Origin of the sequence: Microbacterium pasadenense (assembly GCF_047246565.1) — a bacterium.
GTDB lineage: Bacteria > Actinomycetota > Actinomycetes > Actinomycetales > Microbacteriaceae > Microbacterium.
This window is the reverse complement of sequence record NZ_JBFOKN010000004.1, coordinates 38,325-62,402: the sequence shown is the minus strand read 5'-3', so window position 1 is coordinate 62,402 and position 24,078 is coordinate 38,325. Positions and strand designations below refer to the sequence as shown.

Annotated in this window: 21 protein-coding genes; 15 read left to right on the top strand and 6 right to left on the bottom strand. The window is 70.6% G+C overall.

Annotated features, from left to right (window positions below):
• Positions 1–2: 2 nt before the first annotated feature.
• The gene (locus tag AB3M83_RS12530; RefSeq protein WP_412948645.1) at positions 3–1,415 is read right to left on the bottom strand and encodes an Hsp70 family protein; all 1,413 of its coding nucleotides are present in this window, start codon (positions 1,413–1,415) and stop codon (positions 3–5) included.
• Between the two features lie 310 nt (positions 1,416–1,725).
• On the opposite strand from AB3M83_RS12530, the gene groES reads away from it, so the two are divergent.
• From groES to AB3M83_RS12510, 4 genes are all read left to right on the top strand, one after another.
• Positions 1,726–2,022, top strand: coding sequence for a co-chaperone GroES (gene groES, locus AB3M83_RS12525; protein WP_017203655.1), 297 nt, complete (start codon positions 1,726–1,728; stop codon positions 2,020–2,022).
• Between the two features lie 153 nt (positions 2,023–2,175).
• Positions 2,176–3,114 (top strand): EamA family transporter RarD, encoded by a 939-nt coding sequence (gene rarD, locus AB3M83_RS12520; RefSeq protein ID WP_412948642.1) that lies wholly within the window; start codon positions 2,176–2,178, stop codon positions 3,112–3,114.
• A gap of 173 nt (positions 3,115–3,287) precedes the next feature.
• The gene (locus tag AB3M83_RS12515) at positions 3,288–4,643 is read left to right on the top strand and encodes an ABC transporter substrate-binding protein (protein WP_412948640.1); all 1,356 of its coding nucleotides are present in this window, start codon (positions 3,288–3,290) and stop codon (positions 4,641–4,643) included.
• A gap of 190 nt (positions 4,644–4,833) precedes the next feature.
• The gene (locus AB3M83_RS12510) at positions 4,834–5,328 is read left to right on the top strand and encodes a GNAT family N-acetyltransferase (RefSeq protein WP_412948638.1); all 495 of its coding nucleotides are present in this window, start codon (positions 4,834–4,836) and stop codon (positions 5,326–5,328) included.
• Between the two features lie 40 nt (positions 5,329–5,368).
• Here AB3M83_RS12510 and AB3M83_RS12505 read toward each other — a convergent pair whose 3' ends face one another.
• Genes AB3M83_RS12505 through AB3M83_RS12490 form a run of 4 tightly spaced genes read right to left on the bottom strand, consistent with a single transcriptional unit; the run spans position 5,369 to position 9,424 of the window.
• Positions 5,369–6,136 carry an ABC transporter ATP-binding protein gene (locus AB3M83_RS12505; protein ID WP_412948637.1) on the bottom strand — a complete coding sequence of 256 codons (768 nt, stop codon included), beginning with the start codon at positions 6,134–6,136 and terminating at the stop codon, positions 5,369–5,371.
• Entirely contained in the window at positions 6,133–7,179 is a 1,047-nt protein-coding gene (locus tag AB3M83_RS12500; RefSeq protein ID WP_412948635.1) for an ABC transporter ATP-binding protein, read from the bottom strand. Before AB3M83_RS12500 ends, AB3M83_RS12505 begins: the two co-directional genes overlap by 4 nt.
• Positions 7,169–8,149, bottom strand: a complete 981-nt coding sequence (locus AB3M83_RS12495) for a branched-chain amino acid ABC transporter permease (protein ID WP_412948633.1) — start codon at positions 8,147–8,149, stop codon at positions 7,169–7,171. The genes AB3M83_RS12500 and AB3M83_RS12495 overlap by 11 nt, the downstream gene beginning before the upstream one ends.
• Positions 8,150–8,155: 6 nt before the next feature.
• Positions 8,156–9,424 (bottom strand): branched-chain amino acid ABC transporter permease, encoded by a 1,269-nt coding sequence (locus AB3M83_RS12490; protein ID WP_412948632.1) that lies wholly within the window; start codon positions 9,422–9,424, stop codon positions 8,156–8,158.
• Positions 9,425–9,741: 317 nt separating this feature from the next.
• On the opposite strand from AB3M83_RS12490, the gene guaB reads away from it, so the two are divergent.
• The 7 genes from guaB (at position 9,742) to AB3M83_RS12455 (ending at position 18,395) form a co-directional block, all read left to right on the top strand.
• Complete coding sequence (gene guaB, locus AB3M83_RS12485) at positions 9,742–11,244, top strand: IMP dehydrogenase (RefSeq protein WP_412948780.1); 1,503 nt, start codon at positions 9,742–9,744, stop codon at positions 11,242–11,244.
• A 216-nt stretch (positions 11,245–11,460) separates the two neighbouring features.
• A complete protein-coding gene (locus tag AB3M83_RS12480; RefSeq protein ID WP_412948630.1) occupies positions 11,461–12,351 on the top strand; it encodes an endonuclease domain-containing protein in 891 nt (296 codons plus the stop codon).
• Between the two features lie 112 nt (positions 12,352–12,463).
• Positions 12,464–13,582, top strand: a complete 1,119-nt coding sequence (locus AB3M83_RS12475; protein ID WP_412948778.1) for a GuaB3 family IMP dehydrogenase-related protein — start codon at positions 12,464–12,466, stop codon at positions 13,580–13,582.
• Entirely contained in the window at positions 13,582–14,478 is an 897-nt protein-coding gene (locus AB3M83_RS12470; protein ID WP_412948628.1) for an SURF1 family protein, read from the top strand. Before AB3M83_RS12475 ends, AB3M83_RS12470 begins: the two co-directional genes overlap by 1 nt.
• A 10-nt stretch (positions 14,479–14,488) precedes the next feature.
• Entirely contained in the window at positions 14,489–15,007 is a 519-nt protein-coding gene (locus tag AB3M83_RS12465; protein WP_412948625.1) for a DUF3817 domain-containing protein, read from the top strand.
• Positions 15,004–16,584: a glutamine-hydrolyzing GMP synthase gene (gene guaA, locus AB3M83_RS12460; protein ID WP_412948623.1), complete on the top strand. Its 1,581-nt coding sequence runs from the start codon at positions 15,004–15,006 to the stop codon at positions 16,582–16,584. The genes AB3M83_RS12465 and guaA overlap by 4 nt, the downstream gene beginning before the upstream one ends.
• 200 nt (positions 16,585–16,784) lie before the next feature.
• Positions 16,785–18,395, top strand: coding sequence for a sensor histidine kinase (locus AB3M83_RS12455; protein WP_412948621.1), 1,611 nt, complete (start codon positions 16,785–16,787; stop codon positions 18,393–18,395).
• 131 nt (positions 18,396–18,526) lie between these two features.
• Here AB3M83_RS12455 and AB3M83_RS12450 read toward each other — a convergent pair whose 3' ends face one another.
• Complete coding sequence (locus AB3M83_RS12450; RefSeq protein ID WP_412948619.1) at positions 18,527–19,426, bottom strand: Bax inhibitor-1/YccA family protein; 900 nt, start codon at positions 19,424–19,426, stop codon at positions 18,527–18,529.
• Positions 19,427–19,558: 132 nt separating this feature from the next.
• On the opposite strand from AB3M83_RS12450, the gene AB3M83_RS12445 reads away from it, so the two are divergent.
• The 4 genes from AB3M83_RS12445 to AB3M83_RS12430 all read left to right on the top strand — a co-directional run bounded on the left by AB3M83_RS12445 (position 19,559) and on the right by AB3M83_RS12430 (position 23,945).
• A complete protein-coding gene (locus AB3M83_RS12445; RefSeq protein WP_412948616.1) occupies positions 19,559–20,566 on the top strand; it encodes a glycerophosphodiester phosphodiesterase family protein in 1,008 nt (335 codons plus the stop codon).
• 112 nt (positions 20,567–20,678) lie between these two features.
• The gene (locus AB3M83_RS12440) at positions 20,679–21,926 is read left to right on the top strand and encodes an MFS transporter (RefSeq protein WP_412948614.1); all 1,248 of its coding nucleotides are present in this window, start codon (positions 20,679–20,681) and stop codon (positions 21,924–21,926) included.
• 10 nt (positions 21,927–21,936) lie between these two features.
• Positions 21,937–22,869, top strand: a complete 933-nt coding sequence (locus AB3M83_RS12435; RefSeq protein ID WP_412948611.1) for an ABC transporter ATP-binding protein — start codon at positions 21,937–21,939, stop codon at positions 22,867–22,869.
• A complete protein-coding gene (locus tag AB3M83_RS12430; protein ID WP_412948609.1) occupies positions 22,866–23,945 on the top strand; it encodes an ABC transporter permease in 1,080 nt (359 codons plus the stop codon). The genes AB3M83_RS12435 and AB3M83_RS12430 overlap by 4 nt, the downstream gene beginning before the upstream one ends.
• The last annotated feature ends 133 nt before the right edge of the window (positions 23,946–24,078 follow it).

Sequence of the window (24,078 nt, the reverse complement as noted above, 5' to 3'; positions counted from 1 at the left end):
TCTCACACCCCCGCCCGGCTGTGCTTCCGTGAGCGCGCCGGAATGGTCACGATCGGGGAAGAGGGCGGCGGAGACGTCTGCGGTGTATCGGACGTCCCAGACGGGATCGCCGACATCCGTGGTGCAAGGGCGGGAGTCGGGGGCAACTCCTCGCGTGCACCGTCCGGCGTCTCCGCCGCGGTTCGGGGGTCGCGGCCCGGCTCGGGTTCGCGAGGAGGAAGCGGGGTGGGGGTCAGGGCCTGCATCACGGCGCCGAGGACGGCCCAGCCGGCGCGTCGCACGGCTCTCGTGGGCCCGGTGGCGAAGGGGGGATCCGGCGCCTCGGCCGTCACGTCGCCGGTCGCGGCCGCCGGAACCGGCTCGCGCCTGGCGTCCGGCACAGGGCTCGCGGCGGCACCGCGCACGAGCACGCTCTGCGGGTCGGGATCCGTCGCCACGGGGATCGCGAGATGCTCGGACAGCAGCTGCAGCACGCGGGGGATACGGCTGGATCCGCCGAACGCGAGCACGCAGGAGAGGTCGGCGACGGCCACGCCGGCATCCGTGCAGAGGGCGGACACGGCGGCGATGGTCGCCCGCACGTCGTCCTCGATGAGCGCCTCGAACTCGTCGCGCACCAGGCGGACGACATGCTCGCCGCCCGCGAAGACCACCGGGATGACCGTCTCGGTGTCGAACGAGAGCGCCTCCTTCGCCGCCACGCATTCGCGGCGCAGAGCGGCGAGGGCCAGCGGGCCGGTATCCCGCGCGGCGGGAACGAACGCGAGGACATGTGCGAGGACCGCGTCGTCGAAGTCCGCGCCGCCGATGTCGGTGAGCGACGCCGCCGCGAGGACGTGGGCCTCGCCCGCGCGGATGCGCACGAGCGCCACGTCGCAGGAGTCCGCGCCCAGGTCGTAGACGGCGAAGACCTCGTCGGCGCCGCCCGTCGCGTTCATGCGGAACGAGGCGGCGGCGTCGGGCGCCGACAGGAGCGACGACGGCATCCCGCTCGCATCCAGCGCGGCGGCGAGGCGAGTGCGACGATGCGGTCCCCACGCGGCCGGGACGACGGTCGTGACGGCGGCCGGCTCGTGCCCGAAGGTGTCGACCGCCGCGCCCAGGGCCCACTCGACGACGCCGGCGTAGGCGTCCTCCGCTCGCACCGCTCGACCCGCGATCGTCATCGGGACGTCGTCGCCGATGCGTCGGGTGTAGTCGCGCAGGACTCCGCGGGGGCTGCCGACGGAGCGTCGCGCCGCTGCGTCGCCGTGCAGGAACCCGTCCGCGACGACGAAGACCGCGGCCGACGCCGCGTCGGTGTGATGTCCGAGCCGGAGCGCACGAGCAGGCTCGTTCCGACCCGGTCGGCCCCCCGCGGCCGTGACCCGGTCGCTGCCGATGTCGACAGCGATGTGCAGTGCTCGATTCGACACGCCCACTCCGTGATTCCCCGTGCCGGTGCAGCAGTGCACCAGCAAGTCCCCACACGTCTTCCTACTCCTCGCGCAGGGCAAGGGAAAGATCCGGGCAGGGGGGAGGGGCTACCCCATTCGAGCGGTGGGGGATCCGGGGAGAAGCGGCCTTAGGGGGTAGGGGGACGGCAGCTGCCGGACCTCCGCCGAAACGAGTTGGCACTCGCGTTGCATGAGTGCCAGCCGCGCCCTAGACTTGCGTTAGCACTCTCGGTAAGCGAGTGCTGATGAGTCTTGAAGCAGGACCCCACCAGCAAGAAAGAGGTAGACCGTGTCGGTTTCCATCAAGCCGCTCGAGGACCGCATCGTCATCAAGCAGGTCGAGGCCGAGCAGACCACCGCGAGTGGCCTGGTCATCCCTGACACTGCCAAGGAGAAGCCCCAGGAGGGCGAGGTCGTGGCCGTGGGCCCCGGCCGCATCGACGACAACGGCAACCGCGTTCCGCTCGACGTCGCCGTCGGCGACCGCGTCCTGTACAGCAAGTACGGCGGCACCGAGGTCAAGTTCGGCGCGGACGAGTTCCTCGTCCTGTCGGCACGCGACGTCCTGGCGGTCGTCGTCCGCTGACGCGCAGCACTTCCAGAAGGGCCCGGATGCTTCGGCATCCGGGCCCTTCGCCTTTCCGGCGGCGACACGCCGACGGGATCCGAACGGTGGACGGCAGGATGCCACCGGGCCCGCGGCATCCGCTCCTGTCATGACCGTCGTAGGCTTGTACCCATGACACCGGAACAGGCCGCCCGCGAGAAGACCCTCGGTGGCATCTACGTCTTCGCGGCCTACCTGCTCTGGGGGTTCCTGCCCCTCTACTTCGTGAACCTCGCCCCCACCGGACCGTGGGAGGTCGTGGGCTGGCGGGTGCTGCTGTCGCTCGTCTTCTGCGTCGTACTGCTTGCGCTGACCCGCGGCTGGCAGCGGCTTCTCGCCCTGCTGCGCAACCGGCGGCTCGTCCTCTGGACCGTCCTCGCCGGCCTCCTCATCTACGTCAACTGGCAGGCGTTCCTCATAGGGACCCTGTCGGGTCACGTCGTCGAGACGAGCCTCGGCTACTTCATCAACCCCATCGCGACGGTGCTGCTGGGCGTGATCGTCCTGCACGAGCGCCTGCGGATCGCCCAGTGGATCGCCGTCGGCATCGCCGCGGCCGCCGTCGTGGTGATCATCGTCGCCGTGGGCACGGTGCCGTGGATCGCGCTCACGCTCGCCGCGAGCTTCGCGACCTACGGGCTCGTCAAGAAGAAGATCGGACCGGCCGTCGACGCGGTCAGCGGGCTGACCCTCGAGTCGCTGTGGCTCGTTCCGATCGCCATCCTGCAGCTGGTCCTCGTGGGTGCCAGCACCGGCCTCACCATGGGTCAGGCCGGCGCCGGCCACACCACCCTCCTCCTCCTGGCGGGGGCGGTGACGGCCGTGCCGCTGCTGTTCTTCGCCGCCGGCGCCCGCCGCTCGACGCTCACCGTCGTCGGCATCCTGCAGTTCATCGCCCCGATCATGCAGTTCCTCACCGGCGTCCTCATCCTCGGCGAGCCCATGCCGCCCGAGCGCTGGGCCGGCTTCATCCTGGTGTGGATCGCGGTCGCGATCTTCACGGTCGACTCCCTCCTCCATTCGCGCCGCTCGCGCGCGGCGGTCGACGACGGCGCCCCCGGTCCCGTCTGACATCGACGACGGATGCCGGTTCCGGCATCCGCTCGGCGGCGACCGATCTGGGAGCGCGCCCACGCCGTTACACATCGTTAACGAACGGCAACATTCGCGAGACGAGGCGGCCGCTAGGTTGATCACACCGGTACGGTCCCGATCCGCTCCGGTGTCATCGATCAAGGAGCACTATGAGCGTTCTCACCCGTTCTCGCGCCGCGAAGGTCATGGGCGGCATCGCCCTGGTCGGCGCGAGCGCCCTCGTCCTCGCCGGATGTACGACCTCGAGCAGCCCGGAGGGCCAGGAGACCGAGGAGCCGGCAGGCTTCGACTTCCCGGTCAACTGCGACGAAGCAGAACCGGCGTCGTACACCCCCGAGTACAACTCGACCAGCGAAGGCCCCGCCGAGGACCTCGAATTCACGATCGGCACGGCGCTGCCCGTGACCGGCAACCTGGCCTTCCTCGGCCCGCCTGAGATCGCCGGCACCGAGTTCGCCGCCGCCGAGGTCAACGAGGCCGACAAGGGCGTCTCGATCAACCTCGTCCAGGGCGACTCGGGCGACACCGACAACAAGGCGTACGAGACCGAGATCCCCCGCCTGCTGAACGAGGACGCGACGGCCATCGTCGGCGCCGCGTCGTCGGGTGTCTCGCTGCAGTTCATCGACCAGGTCATCGCGGCCGGGGCGATCCAGTTCTCGCCGGCCAACACGTCGGCGGCCTTCACCGGCTACGAGGACGACGGCCTGTTCTGGCGCACGGCGCCCTCGGACGTGCTCCAGGGACAGGTGCTCGGCAACCTCATCGCCGGCGACGGCAACGAGACGCTCGGCATGATCGTCCTCAACGACTCGTACGGCACCGGTCTCGCGTGCTTCACGAAGACCGCGTTCGAAGAGGCCGGCGGCGAGGTCGTCTCCGCAGCCCTCTACAACACGGGTGACACGAACTTCTCGGCTCAGGTCGCGGACGTTCTGGCCGCGGACCCCGACGCGATCGCCCTGATCACGTTCGAAGAGGTCAAGACCATCATCCCCGAGCTCGTCGGCGCCGACTTCCCGTCGGACAAGATGTACCTCGTGGACGGCAACCTCTCGAACTTCGGCGAGGAGTTCGAGCCGGGCACGCTGACGGGCGCCAAGGGCACCTACCCGGCCGTGGACCCCGAGAGCATCGCCACGTTCCGCGACGACCTGCAGTCGTTCTGGACCGGCGAGGGCAACGCGGAGCTGAACGACTTCACGTACGCGCCTGAGTCGTACGACGCGGTCATCCTCCTCGCGCTCGCTGCACTCGAGGCCGGCTCGGCCGAGGGCGCGGACGTCTCGGCACACCTGCAGAGCGTCTCCGGCGGTGTCGAGGGCGGCACGAAGTGCACGACCTACGCCGAGTGCGCCGACATCATCGTCGCCGGTGACGTCGCGGACTACGACGGCATCTCGGGCGCCATCACGTTCAACGACGTGGGCGACCCGACCGAGGCCACGATCGGCATCTTCGAGTTCGGCGAGGACAACAACAACACCTTCGTCAGCCTCGGCTGATCAGCTCTCACTGAGCGGAACGGCCCCGGTCCTCTCGGACCGGGGCCGTTCCGTGTGCGCGCCCTCTGCTGCGCATGGACGTCACGGTGCTCCCGGCTGAACCTCTGGTCGGTGTGGGCCCACCAGCCCTCGCTGCCGACCGCAACGGGCTGCGCCGCGGCCGGGCTGCGCGGGATGGTTGACTGGCGGGATGGATCCTGTGCGGTGCCGGCCGGCCGACGTCGAGGCGCTGACCGCGTTCCTGAGCGGCGTCGATCTCACCGTGAGCGGTCTCGACGCGCCGAGCGTGCGGCTGTGGATCGAGCGGGACGGGAGCGGCGCGATCATCGGCAGCACCGGGTACGAGATCAGCGCCGACGGTCGCCACGTGCTGATCCGCAGCGTCGCGGTCAGCCCGATGCGGCGCTCCCGTGGCCGCGGAGCCGCCCTCGCGACGTTCGCCCTCGAGCGGGCGGCCGAGGACGGGGCGAGGACGGCGTGGCTGTTCAGCCGCCGCTCGGGCCCGTTCTGGCAGGGCCTGGGATTCGAGTCCGCGGACCGGGACGCGCTGGCGGCGGCGCTGGCTGACACGCATCAGGTTCGCCTGTTCCAGCGGACCGGGCAGCTGAGCCGCGAGATCGCCTGGTCGCGTGCGCTCGGCGCGGCTCGAGAAGTCCTGGGCGCGAGCGTGCGCGGGGTCGGCTGACCGCGATGCCCCGGCTGGTCAGCCGGGGCATCGCCGGTTCTCAGGTGCCGAGCGTGCCCAGGTAGAGCCCGATGACCTTCGGGTCGTTCAGCAGGTCACGGCCCGAGCCCGTGTAGGCGTCGCGGCCCTGGTCGAGGACGTAGCCGCGGTCGCAGATCTGCAGACAGCGGCGTGCGTTCTGCTCGACCATGATCGTCGTCACGCCGGCCTTGTTGATCTCCGAGACGCGCAGGAAGGCCTCGTCCTGACGGGACGGCGACAGACCGGCCGACGGCTCGTCGAGCAGCAGCACGTGCGGGTCCATCATGAGCGCGCGACCCATGGCGACCATCTGGCGCTCACCGCCCGACAGCGAGCCGGCGCGCTGCTGGAGCCGCTTGGCGAGGTCGGGGAAGATCGACGTCACGAACTCCACGCGCTCGGCGACGAGCTTCGGGCGCTGGTAGGCGCCCATCTGCAGGTTCTCCGCGATCGACAGGCTGGGGAACACGTTGTTCGTCTGCGGGACGAATCCGACGCCCTTCTGCACCAGCTTGTTGGCGCGGAGGCCCGTGATCTCCTCGCCGTTGAGCATGACCGCGCCCGAGCGGACCTTCACCTGCCCGAAGATCGCCTTCAGCATGGTCGACTTGCCGGCGCCATTCGGGCCGATGATGCCGATGAGCTCGCCCTTGGCGGCCGTCAGGTTGGCGCCGTTGAGGATGTTCACGCCCGGCAGGTACCCGGCGTGCACCTCCTTCAGCTCGACGACGTTCTCGGCAGACGCCGGGGCGGCGGCTCCGGCCGGGGCGGTGGCGATGTCGCTCACTTGTTCTCCTCCGTGGTCCCGGGTGCCGGGTCCGATGTCGCCGGTGCTGTGGCAGCGGGCGCAGACGACTCCTGGTCGGCCGACGTGGTGGCATCCGCCTCGACGGCATCCTCCAGATCGTGCGCCTGCGCGACCAGCTCATCCGCCTCGGCGGACAGCACGCCCTCGTAGCGACCCGTCACGACGCCGAGGTCGACGTCCTGGTGGGCGCCGAGGTAGGCGTCGATGACGGCCTGCTCCTTCATCACGGTGTCGGGCGGGCCCTCGGCGACGACCTTCCCCTCGGCCATGACGACCACCCAGTCCGCGATGTGACGGACCATGTGCATGTCATGCTCGACGAACAGGACCGTCATGCCGAGGTCCTTGAGGTCGAGGATGTGGTCGAGGAGCGACTGCGTCAGCGCGGGGTTGACGCCGGCCATCGGCTCGTCGAGCATCACGAGGGTCGGGTCGCTCATCAGCGCACGCGCCATCTCGAGCAGCTTCCGCTGACCGCCCGACAGCGATGCGGCGAAGTCCTTCTCCTTCGCGTCGAGCTTGAAGCGGGCGAGCAGGCCCCGCGCCTTCTCCTCGATCTCGGCTTCCTGCTTCTTCCACAGGAAGGGGAGGATGCCCCGCCAGATCTTCTCGCCGCCCTGACCGGGTGCGCCGAGCTTCATGTTCTCGAGCACGGTCAGCAGTCCGAGGGACTTGGTGAGCTGGAAGGTGCGCACCTGGCCCATCCGCGCCGTCTTGAACGCGGGGATGCCGGCGAGGTTCGTGCCGTCGAACGACCAGGTCCCCTCGTTCGGCTTGTCGAAGCCGGTGAGCAGGTTGAACAGCGTGGTCTTGCCCGCGCCGTTCGGGCCGATGAGGGCGGTGATCGCGTTTCGCGGGATCTCGAGGTGGTCGACGTCGACGGCGGTGAGGCCGCCGAAGACGCGCTTCACCCCATCGGCGACGATGATCGGGTCGACCTTCTCCACGCCGGGCCGCACCTCGCCCTTGTGGAGTCCGGTCGCCTTCGCCCGGGGCGTCGGGGCTTCGATGTCAGCGGACAAAGGTCAGCTCCTTCTTGTTGCCGAGGATGCCCTGCGGGCGGAAGATCACCAGCAGCATCAGCGCCACACCCACGAGGACGAAGACGAGCATCTGACTCTGCTCCGGCGTGAGGAACGGCAGCCAGCCGATGTTCACGAGTGCGGGCAGCAGGTTGGACAGGAACGCGCGCACCACCCAGAACAGCACGGCGCCCAGCACCGGGCCGAAGATGGTCGCCGCGCCGCCGAGCAGCAGGGCCGTCCACACGTAGAACGTCTGCGAGGTGACGTAGACGTTCGGGTTCACGTTGGTGCCGAGGGCGGTCACGATGCCGCCGGCGGCGATGATGACGCCACCGACGATGAGCGCCTGCATCTTGAACGCGAACACGTTCTTGCCGAGCGAGCGGACCGCATCCTCGTCCTCACGGATGCCGCGGATGACGCGGCCCCACGGGCTGCTCATCAGCAGCCAGACGAACAGCACGACGATCGCGATCGTGATGATGCCGATGATGATGACCCACCACTGGTCGGACTGGTACGTCCACGGGCCGAACCCGTAACGACCCGGGGGGAGCGGGTTGCTCGCGCGGAAGCCGGCCTGGAAGCCCGAGAGCCCGTCGGCCGAGCCGGTCGTCTCACGGAACGTCGAGGTGAGGAAGAGCAGGCGCACCACCTCGGCGGCGGCGATCGTGACGATGGCGAGGTAGTCGCCGCGCAGGCGCAGCGTCGGAATGCCCATGACGAACGAGAACAGGACCGCGCCGACGAGGCCGACGAGCACCGCCACCGGCCAGGCGAGGCCGAACGTCAGCGTCGAGATGGCGAAGCCGTATGCGCCGACCGCCATGAAGCCGGCGACACCCATGTTGAGCAGTCCGGCGAAGCCGAAGTGCACCGAGAGGCCGATGGCCGCGAGGACGAAGCCCAGCGTGGTCGGCGACAGGATCTGCGCCGCCGTGTTGTTGAGGATCTGCAGGAAGTTCATCAGCCGCTATCCGATTCGCTCTCGGCGTCCGAGGAGGCCCTGCGGACGGAACAGAAGGATGACGATCAGCACGACGAGAGCGCCGACGTACTTCAGGTCGGAGGGGATCCACAGCGTCGAGACCTCGACGAGCAGACCCACGATGATCGCACCGACCAGAGCGCCGAACGCGGTGCCGAGACCGCCGAGAGTGATCGCCGCGAAGATCAGCAGCAGGATGCTGGTGCCCATGTCCCACTTGATCCCGGGACGGAAATACGCCCACAGGACGCCGGAGAGACCGGCGAGCGCGGCGGCCATGATCCACACGATCCGGACGACCGCGTCGACGTCGATGCCGCTCGCCGCTGCGAGCGACGGGTTGTCCGACACCGCTCGGGTCGCACGGCCGATGCGGGTGCGCATGAGCCACCAGGCGAACGCGATGATCACGACGACCGACACCCCCATGCTGATGACATCGGTGATCGACAGGCGGATGGGGCCGAGGCCCGGGATGTTCGACGTCGCGCCGCCGGGCAGGTTGAGCGTGCCGCCGCCGACGAACATCTGGAAGATGTACCGGAGCGCGAGCGACAAGCCGATCGACACGATCATGAGCTGCACCGTGCCGATGCCTTTTCGGCGCAGTGGTCGCCAGAGGCCGGCATCCATGCCGAAGCCGAACAGGGCGGACAGGATCACCGCCAGCGGGATCGCCACCCAGATGGGCATGTCGAGGGCGACGGCGAACAGGAGTGCCGCGAGCGCGCCGAAGGTCACCATCTCGCCGTGCGCGAAGTTCGAGAGACCCGTCGTGCCGAACACGAGCGATGCGCCGATCGCGGCGAGCGCGAGCATGAGGCCGAAGTTGAGACCGTTGACCGCGCGGGACGCGAACTGGTCCCAGAACGATGTCGTCGTGCGCTCGGCCGCACCGAGCGTGAAGTTGCGCGTGATCGTGCTGGTCGCGCCGAACTCCACCTCCTGCGTGAACTCGAAGCCCTCGGGGGCGGTGACGCCGTCCGGCAGCGACGCCTCGTCGAGTTCGACCGTGTAGGTCCCCTCCTTGGAGGGCACGGGAACGCGCCACGCGCCGTTGTCGGCTGTGGTCGCCTCGCCGGTGTATTCGGAACCGGTGACGGTGACGGTCGCTCCTGCGACCGGTTCACCCGCCACTCGGACGTTGCCCTGGACGGCGAACGGGAAGTCCTCGGGGTTCTGCGTCTCGGCGGCCGCGGGGTTCGCGAGTCCGAACAGCAGTGCCCCGGAGAAAAGTCCGGCGAGCAGGGCCATGAGTGCGCGTCTGAAGCGAGAGCTTCCGCGCGCAGCGTGGGTTGTCGTCACCGACACCTCCTGTTGAGCATGGTCAGCGCGCAGAGTACGGGTGCCTTCGGCGCCACACGACCGTATCCAGCGATTGTTGCCGGTGTGTTTCGGAGCCGCAACTATCGGGGAGCGCGAGTCGTGCCCCGCGCGGTATCGATCTGGTATCGCTCCCACGTTTCGCGGGTTCGTCCATGCCGATTCCCGAATGCACCGGCATCCGGAATGAAATGGCCCGCCCGAGCCTTAGAATTCGTACAGGCCGGAGCGACGCAGGAGATCACATGGTGGAGTACAACGACCCGTTCGGATTCGTAGGACTGACGTACGACGACGTCCTGCTTCTCCCCGGCCACACGGACGTCATCCCGTCCGAGGCGGACACCTCGTCCCGGGTCACCCGGCGGATCACCGTCGCCACGCCGCTCCTGTCGGCGGCGATGGACACCGTCACCGAGTCGCGCCTCGCGATCGCGATCGCGCGCGAGGGCGGGATCGGCATCATCCACCGCAATCTCTCGATCGCCGATCAGGCGGCGATGGTCGACCGCGTGAAGCGCAGCGAGTCGGGCATGATCACCGACCCGATCACGACCACGCCGGACGCCACGATCGAAGAGGTCGACGGGCTCTGCGGCCAGTACCGGATCTCGGGTCTGCCCGTCGTCGACGACGACGGCAAGCTCGTCGGCATCGTCACCAACCGCGACATGCGCTTCGTCTCCGGTTTCGAGCGGCAGACCACCAAGGTCCGCGACGTCATGACGAGCGAGGGCCTCATCACGGCGCCGGTCGGCATCGGCGCCAATGACGTCATCGCGCTGTTCGCCCACCACCGGGTCGAGAAGCTGCCGCTGCTCGACGACGACGGGAAGCTCGCCGGTCTCATCACGATCAAGGACTTCGACAAGAGCGAGAAGTACCCCCTCGCGACGAAGGACGACCAGGGCCGGCTGCGGGTCGGCGCCGCGATCGGCTTCTTCGGCGACGCGTGGGAGCGCGCCGAGGCGCTGCGCGACGCGGGCGTCGACGTCATCGTCGTCGACACCGCCAACGGTCAGTCGGCCGGCGTCATCGACATGGTCCGCCGCATCAAGGCCGACAGCTCGTTCGATGCGATCGACGTCATCGGCGGCAACGTCGCGACGCGTGAGGGCGCCCAGGCGCTCATCGACGCGGGCGTGGATGCCGTCAAGGTCGGCGTCGGGCCGGGCTCCATCTGCACGACCCGCATCGTCGCGGGTGTCGGTGTGCCGCAGGTGACCGCGATCTACGAGGCATCCCTCGCCGCCCGCGAGGCCGGCGTGCCGATCATCGCCGACGGCGGCCTGCAGTACTCGGGCGACATCGCGAAGGCGCTCGTCGCCGGTGCCGACACCGTCATGCTGGGCTCGCTCCTCGCCGGCACCGACGAGTCGCCGGGCGAGGTCGTCTTCCAGGGCGGCAAGCAGTTCAAGCTCTACCGCGGCATGGGCTCGCTCGGGGCGCTGCAGACGCGCGGCAAGAAGACCTCTTACTCGAAGGACCGCTACTTCCAGGCCGATGTGCCGACCGACGACAAGCTGATCCCCGAGGGGATCGAGGGTCAGGTCGCGTACCGCGGCCCGGTGTCCGCCGTCGCGTACCAGCTGGTCGGCGGCCTGCGCCAGTCGATGTTCTACGTCGGGGCACGCACCGTCGACGAGCTGAAGGCGCGCGGCAAGTTCGTGCGCATCACCTCCGCCGGGCTGAAGGAGTCGCACCCGCACGACGTCCAGATCGTCGTCGAGGCGCCCAACTACAAGCGCTGAGGCCCGACGGGCCGGTCGGCGGGCGCGGCATCCGTCGCGTCGGCGCCACAGTTCTCGGCGAGCGTCACAGGTTCCGTTGTGGATCCTGTGACGCTCGCGAATTTCCGTGCGCGCGGCGCGCGGCGCTGATTCCTCCACAGGCTCGTTCCGCGAGCAGCTGTCCACCGCCGCACGACGACGGGCGCGGAGGCCGCGTGCCCGGACGACAGTCGACGTATGGCTGCGCCGCCGTTCACCGCCGATGACGTGATCGCCTGGCTCCGGCAGCGCGACGGAGTGGGACGGCGTTCCGATCTCCGTGCGGCCGGATGCCGGGACTCGACGGTCCGCTCGCTGACCGAGTCCGGGCGGGTCCGGCCGATCCGACGCGCCTGGGTGGCGCTGCCCGCCGCGGATCCGCTGCTCGCTCTGGCGGCGTCGGTCGGCGGCCGCGTGACCTGTCTGTCCCTCGCCCGCCAGTGGGGGTGGTGGGTCCCACCGAACCTCGACGCGGGTCCCCATCTCCAGATGCTCCCCGGCAAGGGCGCCGCCCACACGCCGCCAGGATGGCAGGGAAACCTGCACTGGACGCGGCCAATAGTGCCGCTCGCGCCTACCGTGCTGCGGGCGACGATTCACGACGCGCTGGCGCACATCGCGACCTGTGTGCCGTTGGACAGTGCGCTGGTGATCTGGGAATCCGCGGCTCGCAAGGAGCGGCTCGCGCCGGCGATGCTGCAAGCCGTGCGCTGGCCGGGTGTCGCTGCGCGGCAGCTGGCGGCGGCGGTCGAGGGCCTGTCGGATTCAGGCCTCGAGACGATCGTCGCCGTGGCGCTCCGGCGGATGGGACTCGCCGTCCGTCAGCAGGTCTGGATCGCGGGCCGTCCCGTGGATCTGCTGGTGGGGGAGCGGCTCGTCGTGCAGATCGACGGCTATGAGTTCCACTCGGACAGCGCGCAGCGCGGACGCGATATCGCTCATGACGCCGAACTGCGGCTGCGGGGGTACACCGTCCTGCGGTTCAGCTACGCCCAGGTCGTGCACCACCTCGCCCGCGTCGAGGAGACGATCCGGCACGCCGTGGCGCAGGGCCTGCACCTCGCGCGCGGCAGTCACACTTCTCGGTGACGCGCACACGATCCCGGCGCGGTCGCGTGAGCCCGGCTGGATTCTGTGCGGCTCGCGGCGAGGGCGCCACCCGCGGGCCGTCGGCCCCTCCCGGTAGGCTGGGAGGGTGAGCATGGAAATCGAGCTCGGCCGCGCCAAGCGCGCTCGCCGCGCGTACTCGTTCGACGACATCGCGGTGGTGCCCTCGCGCCGCACCCGCAACCCCGAGGATGTCTCGACCTCCTGGTCGATCGACGCGTACAGCTTCGGCATCCCGGTGCTCGGCGCGCCGATGGACTCCGTCATGAGCCCGCGCACCGCCATCATGCTCGGCCAGCTCGGCGGGCTCGGCGTCCTCGATCTCGAGGGCCTGTGGACCCGCTACGACGACCCCGAGCCGCTCCTCGACGAGATCGCGGCGCTCCCCGCCGACGGCGCCACCCGCCGCATGCAGGAGCTGTACGCCGCGCCGATCAAGCCCGAGCTGGTCCGCGACCGCCTCGCCGAGATCCGCGCCGCCGGCGTCACCGTCGCCGGCGCGCTCACACCGCAGCGGACGCAGGAGCTCTACGAGACCGTCGTCGCCGCCGGCGTCGACCTCTTCGTCATCCGCGGCACGACCGTCTCGGCCGAGCACGTCTCGAGCGTCGACGAGCCGCTGAACCTCAAGAAGTTCATCTACGACCTCGATGTGCCGGTCATCGTCGGCGGCGCCGCGACCTACACGGCCGCGCTGCACCTGATGCGCACCGGAGCCGCCGGCGTGCTCGTCGGCTTCGGCGGCGGCGCGGCATCCACCACCCGCGCCACCCTCGGGCTGCACGCTCCCATGGCCACGGCGGTCGCCGACGTCGCCGGCGCGCGCCGCGACTACCTCGACGAGTCCGGCGGTCGTTACGTCCACGTCATCGCCGACGGCGGCGTGGGCACGTCCGGTGACATCGTCAAGGCGATCGCCATGGGCGCGGATGCCGTCATGCTCGGCGTCGCGCTGGCGCGAGCCACCGACGCCCCCGGCCAGGGGTACCACTGGGGTGCCGAGGCGCACCACGCCAAGCTGCCGCGCGGCAGGCGCGTGCAGGTGGGGCAGGTCTCCCCGCTCGAGGAGATCCTCTACGGGCCCGCGCCCGTCGCCGACGGCACGGCCAACCTCATCGGCGCGCTCCGCAAGTCGATGGCCACGACCGGCTACTCCGACCTCAAGGAATTCCAGCGGGTCGAGGTCGTCCTCGCGCCGTACGCCGCTCACTGATGACGGACGCCCTCCCCGTCGACGACGTCCCCGACGTCTTCCCGCCGACGCTGCGGGAGGTCCTGCTCCGACCGTTCTGGATCGGGATGCTCGCCGTCGCGCTGATCGTCGCCGGCGTCTTCGCCTGGCTCGGCCAGTGGCAGCTCGGCAACGCGATCGACACCGATCCGCCCCCCGCGGGGGCGACCGAGCAGGTCCGTCCCCTCGGTGAGGTGACGGAGCCGGGGGAGTACCTCGCCGAGCCGCTCGTCGGCCAGCAGGTCGAGGTGTCGGGCTCGTTCGTCCGGGGCGACTTCACGGTCATCACCTCCCGATTCGACGACGGCGAGGCGGGCTTCTGGGTCGCCGGTCAGTTCCGCGTCGACCCCGACACCGACCGCACGACGGGACCGACGTCCCTCGCGGTGGCCGTCGGCTTCACGCCGAGTCGCGCCGAGGCGGATGCCGCGGCATCCGCCCTCGATGAGGCGCCACCGCAGGACGTCACCCTCACCGGTCGTCTCATCTCCGACGAGGGCGCGCAGGCGCCGCCGAGCGGCGCGGACCCGTTCGACGTCCCGCGGATGTCGTCGCCGGCGCTGCTGTCGCAGTGGAGCGACGTCGAGGGCCTCGACGTGTACCGGCCGTACCTGACCTCGAACGAGCCGTTCGGCGGCCTCGGCGAGATCCACTCACCCGCGCCGAGCGAGCTCTCCTCGGTGAACTGGCTCAATATCTTCTACGCCATCGAGTGGGCCGTGTTCGCGGGCTTCGCCTTCTACATGTGGTACCGACTCGCCCGCGACGCCTGGGAGAAGGAGGTCGAAGAGCTCGCCGGCGACGACGAGGACCTGCTGGCCCCGGACGCCGACCCGTCACCCCGCGACGGCGCGGAACGCCCCTCGCCGCAGACGTAGACTGGAAGCCATGCCTGTCCAGCCCAAACTCGCCTCTTTCCCGGCGATCCGTGGCGCCCTGCGGTTCTACCAGATCGCGTCGATCATCACCGGTGTCGGCCTCCTGCTGCTGCTCGCCGAGATGATCCTCAAGTACACGCCGCTGCACACCGAGCTCTTCGCCGGCGGGTCCGGCGGTCTCCTGTGGTTCGCCACGGCGATCCCCGGTCCCGACTGCCAGTGGTTCTCGCTGTTCCTGCCCGGTTCCGACCAGTGCGAGATCGTGTCGACCGGCGACGGCGTCAACATCTCGCTCGCGATCCTGATCGTGCACGGATGGTTCTACGTCGTGTACCTGTTCGCGTGCTTCCGGCTGTGGAGCCTCATGCGCTGGGGCTTCCCCCGCTTCATCGTCCTGGCCCTCGGCGGCGTCGTGCCGCTGCTGTCGTTCTTCATGGAGCTGCGCGTCGCCCGCGAGGTGCGGGCGTACCTCGCCACGCGTGAGGCCGCGGCATCCGTCCCCCACGAAACCCCTCTGGAGACCCGGTGACAGAGCAGACCGAAACCTCCCAGCGCCCCGTCCTGGTCGTCGACTTCGGCGCCCAGTACGCGCAGCTGATCGCCCGCCGCGTCCGTGAGGCGGGCGTGTACAGCGAGCTGGTCCCGCACACCGCCACCGCCGCGGAAATCGCCGAGAAGAACCCGGTCGGCATCATCCTCTCCGGCGGGCCGTCGTCGGTGTACGAGGACGGCGCACCCCAGCTGGACGGGGCCGTCTTCGACCTCGGCGTGCCGACGCTCGGCATCTGCTACGGCTTCCAGTACATGGCGAAGACGCTCGGCGGCGAGGTGGCGAACACGGGCCTCCGCGAGTACGGCGCGACGGATGCCTCGATCATCACCGACAGCGTCCTGCTCGACGGCCAGCCGGTCGAGCAGAACGTGTGGATGAGCCACGGCGACCAGGTCGCGACCGCTCCCGACGGCTTCGAGGTGCTCGCGCGCACGGCGGCCACGCCGGTCGCCGCGTTCGCCGACGACGCCCGCAAGCTGTACGGCGTGCAGTGGCATCCCGAGGTCAAGCACTCCGACCACGGCCAGCGCGTCCTCGAGAACTTCCTGCACAAGGCGGCGGGCCTGCCCGCCGACTGGAACAGCGACAACGTCATCGCCGAGCAGGTCACGAAGATCCGAGCGCAGGTGGGCACCGGCCGCGTGATCTCGGCGCTGTCGGGCGGCGTCGATTCGGCCGTCTCGACGGCGCTCGTGCACAAGGCCGTCGGCGACCAGCTGACCGCCGTGTTCATCGACCACGGCCTCCTCCGCAAGGGCGAGCGCGAGCAGGTCGAGAACGACTACGTGGCCTCCACCGGCGTCCGTCTCATCACCGTCGACGCGCGCGAGACGTTCCTGAACGCCCTCGCCGGCGTCAGCGACCCGGAGCAGAAGCGCAAGATCATCGGCCGCGAGTTCATCCGCGCGTTCGAGAAGGTGCAGCAGGACCTGATCGCCGAGGCGGCGGCCGAGGGCGACCCGATCGGGTTCCTCGTGCAGGGGACGCTCTACCCGGACGTCGTCGAGTCCGGCGGCGGAGCGGGCACCGCGAACATCAAGAGCCATCACAACGTGGGCGGCCTCCCCGAGGACCTGCAGTTCGAGCTCGTCGAGCCCCTGCGGACCCTGTTCAAGGACGAGGTCCGCGCGATCGGCCGCGAGCTGGGGCTGCCGGAGGCGATCGTCGGCCGGCAGCCGTTTCCGGGGCCCGGCCTCGGCATCCGCATCGTGGGTGAGGTCACCGCTGACCGTCTCGAGATCCTGCGTGACGCCGACGCCATCGCCCGCGCCGAGCTGACGAAGGCCGGCCTCGACGCGGAGATCTGGCAGTGCCCGGTCGTGCTGCTCGCAGACGTCCGGTCGGTCGGCGTCCAGGGCGACGGTCGCACCTACGGTCACCCGATCGTGCTGCGGCCCGTCTCGAGCGAGGACGCGATGACCGCCGACTGGACGCGGCTGCCGTACGACGTCCTCGCGCGCATCTCGAACCGGATCACCAACGAGGTCCGCGACGTCAACCGCGTCGTCCTCGACGTGACGAGCAAGCCGCCGGGGACCATCGAGTGGGAGTGACGCTCCCGCTCGTCCAGAGCCCTGCGGGGGAGTGACGCTCCCGCGCCGAACGCATGCCGCGACCCGATGGGGGTCGCGGCATCCGTCGTCCGGCGGCCATGGCGCGCATCCCGCCGCGTCGGCTTGACACCGGCGGCGGGGCCGGGTGAGAGTGAAACAGGGGACACGGCCGTCCCGCAGCCGACAGCCGAGGGAGACGTGTGCTCGAGCGACCGAGGACGCAGCACTATGCGCAGGTGCTCATGGCGTTCTGCTCGCTCGTCATGCTGGTGGCCGTCGGGCTCATCGCGCCGGACCGCGTGACGCCGCTGTTCGTCCTCGGCGTCGTCGCCATCGTCGCGGGCGCCGTCGTGATGTACGTCGTGTGGCGCGCTCAGCCGATGATGAGCACCAGGTGGATCGCGATCGTGCCGCTCGCCGACATCCTGGCCGTCGTGCCGATGCGGGATGCGGCGAGCGCCGTCCTGCCGACGGTCGGGATCATCGTCATCTTCCCCATCGGCTGGCTCGCGTTCGCCTTCCCCCGCATCCCGATCGTGATCGGCGTGGTTCTCACCGCTCTCGTCCCGCTGCCGAGCGTCTTCCGGCAGGGCGCCCAGTTCGACAGTCCGGGCGACTGGCTCCAGTTCGTCGCCCTGCCCATCACGATGGCGCTCTACGCCATGACCATCCGCATCATCGCGAGCGACCTCCGCAGCCTGCGCGGCCGCGCCCGCACCGCGGCCGAGGAGCTCGACGAGCTGCTCCGGGTGTCGGGGAGGGACGGCGCCGTGCTGCAGACGCTCACCGACACCATCGACGACGCCGTCGCGCTGTTCGACCCCCGGGGGACGCCGCTCCTCCTCAACGAAGGGGCGCGCGCGTTGATGGCGAACGCGGGTGTCGCCACGCTGAACGATCCTCGCGTGAGCCCGCGCGTGCGCGAGGCGGACGGGGTCACCGCGTTCGAGACCGGGCCGGAGCTCGTCCAGCGGGTGCGGCGCGGCGAGCTCGCGGCCCCGCACCTGCTGCACACCGGGCCCCCCGACGACCAGCGGACCCTGCGCGTCACGATGCGTCCCGTCGCCCGCGGCGACGAGGAGTTCGGTCTCCTCGCCATCGGTCAGGACATCACCGAGCTCGTGCACGCCGTCGAGGTCCGCGACCGCTTCCTCGGGACCGTCGGGCACGAGTTCCGCACGCCCCTGACGGTGATCCTCGGCCAGGCCGACCTCGCGCTGATGGGCGACCCCGTCGACCGGGCGCGCTGGGAGGCGGTCGAGCGGGCCGGCGAGAGGCTGCTGGGCCTCGTGGAGCGGCTCATCGCTGCCGGCCAGGCCGACGTCCAGACGCAGGGCGGCACGGCGCGGGTCGCCGAGGTCGTGCGTCGGGCGGTGGCCGAGCTGACCGACGAGAGTGCGGGCCGCGGCATCCGTGTCACCGTCGACGGCGACGAGGTCCTCACCGCCCGCATCGGGCCGCGGGACCTCGACGCGATCGTCTCTGAGCTGGTGCGCAACGCCCTGCGGTTCACCCCCGACGGAGGCGGCGACGTGCGCGTCGCGTTCCGAGCCGAGGCGGACAGCGCCGTGGTCGACGTCGTCGACATCGGCATCGGGATGACGCCGACCGAGCGGACGCGTGCCTTCGAGCGCTTCTACCGGGCACCGCACGCGCACCGAGCGGCGGTCCCCGGGGCCGGGCTCGGACTCCCGCTCGTGAGCGCCCTCGCCGCGGCGAACGGCGGCACCATCGTCCTCGCGGCCAACGAGCCCGCCGGCACCCGCGCCACGCTGCGGGTGCCGCTGGCCCGCACGCCCCGGGGCGCCTGACCCGCAGGCCTCGAGCGCACTGCGCGCTCCACGGTGTGCGTCCCGCTGGCGCGCGGCGCGCCCCGCGGTGCGGGTCCCGGAACGACGAAGGCCGCCCGGCGAACCGGACGGCCTTCGAAGAGCGTGGGCGATCAGTCGCTGCCGCGCAGGATGGCGATCATGCGCAGGATCTCGACGTACAGCCAGACGACCGTGACCATGATGCCGAAGGCGCCGACCCAGCCGAACCGGCGCGGCGCGCCGTTCCGCACACCCTGCTGGATCTGGTCGAAGTCGAGGACGAGCGAGTACGCCGCCATGATGACGACGAGGATGCCGATGACAAGGCCCAGCGGGAAGGGGCCGATCTTCGCGCTGTGCAGACCGAACATCATGTCCTGCGGGAGCACGTTCGTCCACATGAGCACGACGTTCAGCAGCGAGAACACGAGGTAGCCGACCATCGCGATCATGAAGATCTTCGTCGCCTTGGCGGACGCGCGGATCTTGCCGCTCGCGAACAGCGCGAGCGTGGTGCCCACGACGGCGAGGGTGGCGAGCGTCGCCTGCATGACGATGCCCGGCCAGATGAACTCGAAGAAGGCGGAGAGGCCGCCGACGAACAGGCCCTCGAAACCGGCGTATGCGAAGATCAGGGCGGGCCGGACCTTCTTGCGCGACGTGAAGGTGATGACCATCGCGAGGACGAAGCCGCCGAGCGCGCCGATGATCCACGGCATCATCGTGGGGACGGGGTTCTCGTTCGTCACCGGCGACAGGGTCCACACCCAGCCGACGACGGCCGTCACGAGGAGGATCGCGAACAGCGAGAGCGTCTTGACGACCGTGTCCTCGACGGTCATGCGGCCGGTCTGCGTGGCGCCGGCCGTCGGGGCGGCGTACATGCCCTCGAGCTGTGCGTTCGCCGCGACGTCGGCGGTCTGGTGCGATGCGGACGAGGCGGCGGTGCGCTGAGCGGGCGGGGTCAGGCCGGGGCGCTGCTGCTCCTGGAAGGCCGGATTGTTGAAAGCGAAGTTGCCGGAGGCTGCCATGATGTGTCTCCAAAGTCGACTCACAGCACTGTGCTGTGCAAACCAGCGTATCGGACCGTGATTCCGCGGGAAGGGCCCTGCCCTGTGAGAGCACCATGAGGTGTCCGGCGGGCGCTCGTTAGCCTGGGACACATGCCCCGACGCCGCCCTCTCGTCATCGGCCATCGCGGCGCCCCCGGCTACCGCCCGGAGCACACCCGGTCGTCGTACGAGCTGGCCGCCGAACTGGGCGTCGACGCCGTCGAGCCGGACGTGGTGTTCACGCAGGATGCGGTCGCCGTGGTCCGTCACGAGAACGAGATCAGCGGCACCACCGACGTCGCCGACCATCCGGAGTTCGCCGACCGGCGGACGACGAAGTCGATCGACGGGGCGGACCTCACCGGATGGTTCACCGAGGACTTCACCTGGGACGAGCTGTCGACGCTTCGCGCGCGTGAGCGACTCCCGCAGCTACGGCCGCGCAGCGCCTCCTTCGACGGCACCCAGCCGATCCTCCGGCTGGCGGAGGTCCTCGACCTGGTGCGCCGGGCGGGGCTCGACCAGGGGCGCGAGATCGGGGTGGTGCTCGAGATCAAGCACGCCACGTACTTCGCGGGCATCGGCTACGACGTCGCCGCCCTGCTGGCGGCGGAGCTCGCGAGGGCGGGCTGGGATGCCGGGCAGCTCCCGCTCACCGTCGAGTCGTTCGAGCAGTCGGTGCTGGCGGACCTCCGGTCCCGCGGCATCCGCGGCCGGTACGTGTACCTGCTCGAATCCACCGGCCGCCCGTTCGACCTGGTCGCATCCCTGGGGAGGAAGGCGCCCACGTACGCGTCGCAGCTGACGGATGCCGGCCTGGACCGGCTCGCCGCGCAGGTCGACGGGATCAGCCTCGACAAGCGGATCGTGCTGAACGAGCGGGGCGGCCGCGTCCACGCCCCTTCTGCCGTCGTCGCCCGGGCGCATGAGCGGGGCCTCGCCGTCTACGCCTGGACGTGCCGTCCCGAGAACGCCTTCCTCGCCCGGCCCTTCCGCCGTGGCCGTGACAAGGCCGCGCACGGCGACTGGGAGGGGGAGTGGCAGATGATCGCGGATGCCGGCGTCGACGGCGTCTTCGTCGACCAGCCCGACCTCGGCGTCGAGTTCTTCCGCAGGTAGGCGCGGTACGATCTCTTCCTGGTGCGCCCGGATCCGCGGCGCGCCCCGTGTAACTACCTGATCCCGTGGAGAGTCAAGGCGGCACGCAGCCCCCTCTGCACGGAGGTCCCCCATGACAGCCACCACGACGACCGCGGCGCGCCCGATACGCGAACTCGCCGGGACGGTCGGGTTCTGGTACTTCGCGATCGCCCTGATCGCACGGCTCCCCTACGCGATGATCGTGGTCGGCGTCCTCACGATGGTCGTCGACGCCCGCGGCTCGCTCGCCGTCGGTGGCCTGACGTCCGCGATGGTGGGCCTCGGCACGATCGCGACCGGGCCGCTCATCGGCGCCGCCGCCGACCGGTACGGGCAGCGGCCGGTCCTGCTCATCGCCGCCGCGGTGCAGAGCGCCGTCCTGCTCGCGCTCGTCGCCGTCGCCTACGGCGACACCCCCGACAGCGTGCTGCTGCTCGTCTCGGTGCTCGCCGGGGCGACGGCGCCGCAGGTGTCGCCGCTGTCGCGTGCCCGGCTCGTCGCCGCGATCGACCGCATGCATGTCCCCGACCGCGGGCGCCTGCAGGAGTCGACGATGGGGTACGAGTCGGCCGTCGACGAGATCGTCTTCGTGTTCGGTCCGGTCCTCGTCGGGGTCGTCGCGATCGCCCTCGACCCGGCGGCGCCGGTCGTCGCCGCGGCGGCCCTCACGATCCTGTTCGTCGCGGCCTTCGCCCTGCACCCCACCGCCCGCACGCCCGTCCACGCCGACGCCGTGCGCCGGCGCGAGCCCGCTCGCGCGGTGCTCCGCCCCGGCATCCTGCTGGCGGCCGCCGGCACGTTCGCGACGGGCCTCTTCTTCGGCGCCATGCTGACCTCGCTCACCGCCTTCACGGCGGAGGGCGGGTTCCCGGAGCAGACCGGCATCCTGTACGGCGTCATGGGGATCGGGTCGGCCGTCCTCGCGCTGGGTGTGGGGCTGCTGCCCCGGCGCTTCCCGCTCGCCTGGCGCTGGGTCGCCTTCACGGCGGTGCTCGTCGTAGGCGCGGTCTGGGCGACCTCGGCGACCGGCGCGATGTCGATGGGCTTCGCCCTCGCGCTCGCCGGCTGCGGCATCGGCCCGACCCTCGCCACGGTGTACGCCCTCGCCGCCGCCCGTTCCCCGCGTGGCCGCGAGTCCACCGTCATGACCATCCTCGGGTCGTCGGTCGTCGTCGGACAGGCGCTCGCCGCCATGCTCGTCGGGATGCTCGGCGAGTCCGCCGGTGCGGGCACGGCGCTGTGGGCACCGGTCATCGCCGCCGTGCTGCTGCTGGGAGCGGGCCTCGCCAATCTCCAGCGCAGCCGCCGCCTCCCGGGGGGAACCGCCGTCGCCCCCTAGGGTGAGCGGTATGACAACCCCCGGCATCGTCGCGGACGGGGTGCGGCGTTCCTTCGGAAACGTCCAGGCCGTCCGCGACGTCACGTTCCAGGCCCCCGAGGGCGCCGTCACCGGTCTTGTCGGCCCCAACGGGTCCGGCAAGACCACCCTTCTGCTGATGCTCGCCTCGCTGCTCGCACCGGACGCCGGGACCATCCGCATCGGCGGCGTGGACCCGGTCGCCGAACCCGGCGCAGCGCGCCGGCTGCTGGGGTGGATGCCGGACAGTCTCGGCGCCTGGCCGTCCCTCACCGCCCGCGAGACGATCGCCGTCACCGGGCGGCTCTCCGGCCTCGACAAGCCCGCCGCGGCGGCGCGCGCCGCTGAGCTGCTGGGCACCGTCGGACTGACCGATCTCGCCGATGCGCCGGCCCGCGTGCTGTCGCGGGGGCAGAAGCAGCGTCTCGGGCTCGCCCGTGCGCTGGTGCACGACCCCCGCGTCCTGCTCCTGGACGAACCGGCGTCGGGCCTCGACCCGCAGGCGCGCATCGACCTGCGCGTGCTGCTGCGGCGGCTCGCCGCCGAAGGCCGCACCATCCTCGTCTCCAGCCATATCCTGTCCGAGCTCGACGAGGTCGCCGACGACGCGATCTTCCTCATGCAGGGCGAGACCGTCAGCGCCGAGCGCATCGCCGCCGCCGCGGGACGGGAGCGGACGTGGCGCATCCGCCTGGCCGATCGCGACGCGACCGCCGCCGCGCTGCCGGTCGCGCAGGCGCTCGGCCTTGACGTCGCGATGATCCCGATCGACCGTCGCGACCTTCTCATCGCGTTCGCGTCGGACGCCGACGCGGCGCACGGGCTCGCCGTCCTGGTGGGTGCCGGTCTGCCGGTGGCGGAGTTCTCCGCGTCGACGGGCCTGCTCGAACACACCTTCCTCGACCTCGAAGGAGGTGCGCGATGAACTTCTCGCGACTGTGGACGATCGCCACCCTGGATCTGACCCAGCGCATCCGGACCGTGTCCTGGTACGTGCTGCTCGGCGTCTTCGCGCTGCTCCTGATCGGCGCGACGATGCTCTCCTTCTTCGCCTTCGGCTACATCGAGGACACCGGGGCGGGCGTCTACTCGACCGTCGTCTTCATCACGCTGCTCCTCATCGTGCTCGTGTCACCGACGCTGAGCGGCAACACGATCAACGGCGATCGGGATGCCGCGACCCTCGCGCCCGTCCAGGTCACACAGGCCACGACCGCCGAGATCATCCTCGGCAAGTTCCTCGCCGCCTGGATCACGGGTCTCGCGTTCGCGGCGGTCGCCGTGCCCTTCCTCCTCATCGCATCGCTCGGCGGCGGGGTGAACGTGCTGACCGTCCTGGTCTCCGCGATCATCCTGGTCGTCGAGACCGGCGTCATCGCCGCGTTCGGCACCGCGCTGAGCGGGATCCTCGCGCGTCCGCTCTTCTCCGTCGCGGCGACCTACCTCGTGGTGGCCGCTCTCGCGATCGGCACGCTCATCGGGTTCGGGCTGCTGGGGTCGAGCATCACGTCGGAGCAGACCTACCGCTATCAGTCCGCGGAGTACGACCCGACGACGGGGGCGCCCGTGTGCACGGACGGCTCCGAGGACTGCTGGGACGACCCCGAGGAGATGGTCTGCGGCGAGTGGGAGACGAGCGTCAGCCGGGTCCCCCGTTTCGACGCGGTCTGGTGGATGCTGGCGGCGAACCCGTTCGTGATCCTCGCGGACGCCACCCCGGTCGGATTCGACCGCACCGGGCACCCGGTCGATCTCTTCGGATACGCGAAGACCGCCGTCCGCTGGGCGCAGATCCCGCCCGAGCTCGAGAGCAGCTGGAGCGAGTGCGCGCCGTACGCAGACGACACCCGGACGAGCGAGGAGGTCATCGCCGCCACGGTCCCGAGCTGGTTCGTCGGTCTCGGCGTGCAGCTCGCGGCTGCCGGGCTGCTGCTCTGGTGGGCCGGCGCGCGGACGCGGACCCCGGCGCGGAAGCTTCCGCCGGGCACCCGCATCGCCTGAGCCGGCGGCCGCCGCCGCCGCTCCCGGGTCGATCGTGCAGGTGAGGATGTTCTCATCTGCACGATCGATGCTTGGGGGATTGGGAGGGGATGCATAGCCTCCAATCAGTCTCGACGTCGCGTCGCCCTCGCAC

Coding starts and splice junctions, on each gene's coding strand:
- rarD (WP_412948642.1), top strand. CDS start 2,176: ATGACACCGGAACAGGCCGCCCGCGAGAAGACCCTCGGTGGCATCTAC.
- AB3M83_RS12515 (WP_412948640.1), top strand. CDS start 3,288: ATGAGCGTTCTCACCCGTTCTCGCGCCGCGAAGGTCATGGGCGGCATC.
- AB3M83_RS12510 (WP_412948638.1), top strand. CDS start 4,834: ATGGATCCTGTGCGGTGCCGGCCGGCCGACGTCGAGGCGCTGACCGCG.
- AB3M83_RS12495 (WP_412948633.1), bottom strand. CDS start 8,149: ATGAACTTCCTGCAGATCCTCAACAACACGGCGGCGCAGATCCTGTCG.
- AB3M83_RS12490 (WP_412948632.1), bottom strand. CDS start 9,424: ATGGCCCTGCTCGCCGGACTTTTCTCCGGGGCACTGCTGTTCGGACTC.
- AB3M83_RS12480 (WP_412948630.1), top strand. CDS start 11,461: ATGGCTGCGCCGCCGTTCACCGCCGATGACGTGATCGCCTGGCTCCGG.
- AB3M83_RS12475 (WP_412948778.1), top strand. CDS start 12,464: ATGGAAATCGAGCTCGGCCGCGCCAAGCGCGCTCGCCGCGCGTACTCG.
- AB3M83_RS12470 (WP_412948628.1), top strand. CDS start 13,582: ATGACGGACGCCCTCCCCGTCGACGACGTCCCCGACGTCTTCCCGCCG.
- AB3M83_RS12465 (WP_412948625.1), top strand. CDS start 14,489: ATGCCTGTCCAGCCCAAACTCGCCTCTTTCCCGGCGATCCGTGGCGCC.
- AB3M83_RS12450 (WP_412948619.1), bottom strand. CDS start 19,426: ATGGCAGCCTCCGGCAACTTCGCTTTCAACAATCCGGCCTTCCAGGAG.
- AB3M83_RS12445 (WP_412948616.1), top strand. CDS start 19,559: ATGCCCCGACGCCGCCCTCTCGTCATCGGCCATCGCGGCGCCCCCGGC.
- AB3M83_RS12440 (WP_412948614.1), top strand. CDS start 20,679: ATGACAGCCACCACGACGACCGCGGCGCGCCCGATACGCGAACTCGCC.
- AB3M83_RS12435 (WP_412948611.1), top strand. CDS start 21,937: ATGACAACCCCCGGCATCGTCGCGGACGGGGTGCGGCGTTCCTTCGGA.
- AB3M83_RS12430 (WP_412948609.1), top strand. CDS start 22,866: ATGAACTTCTCGCGACTGTGGACGATCGCCACCCTGGATCTGACCCAG.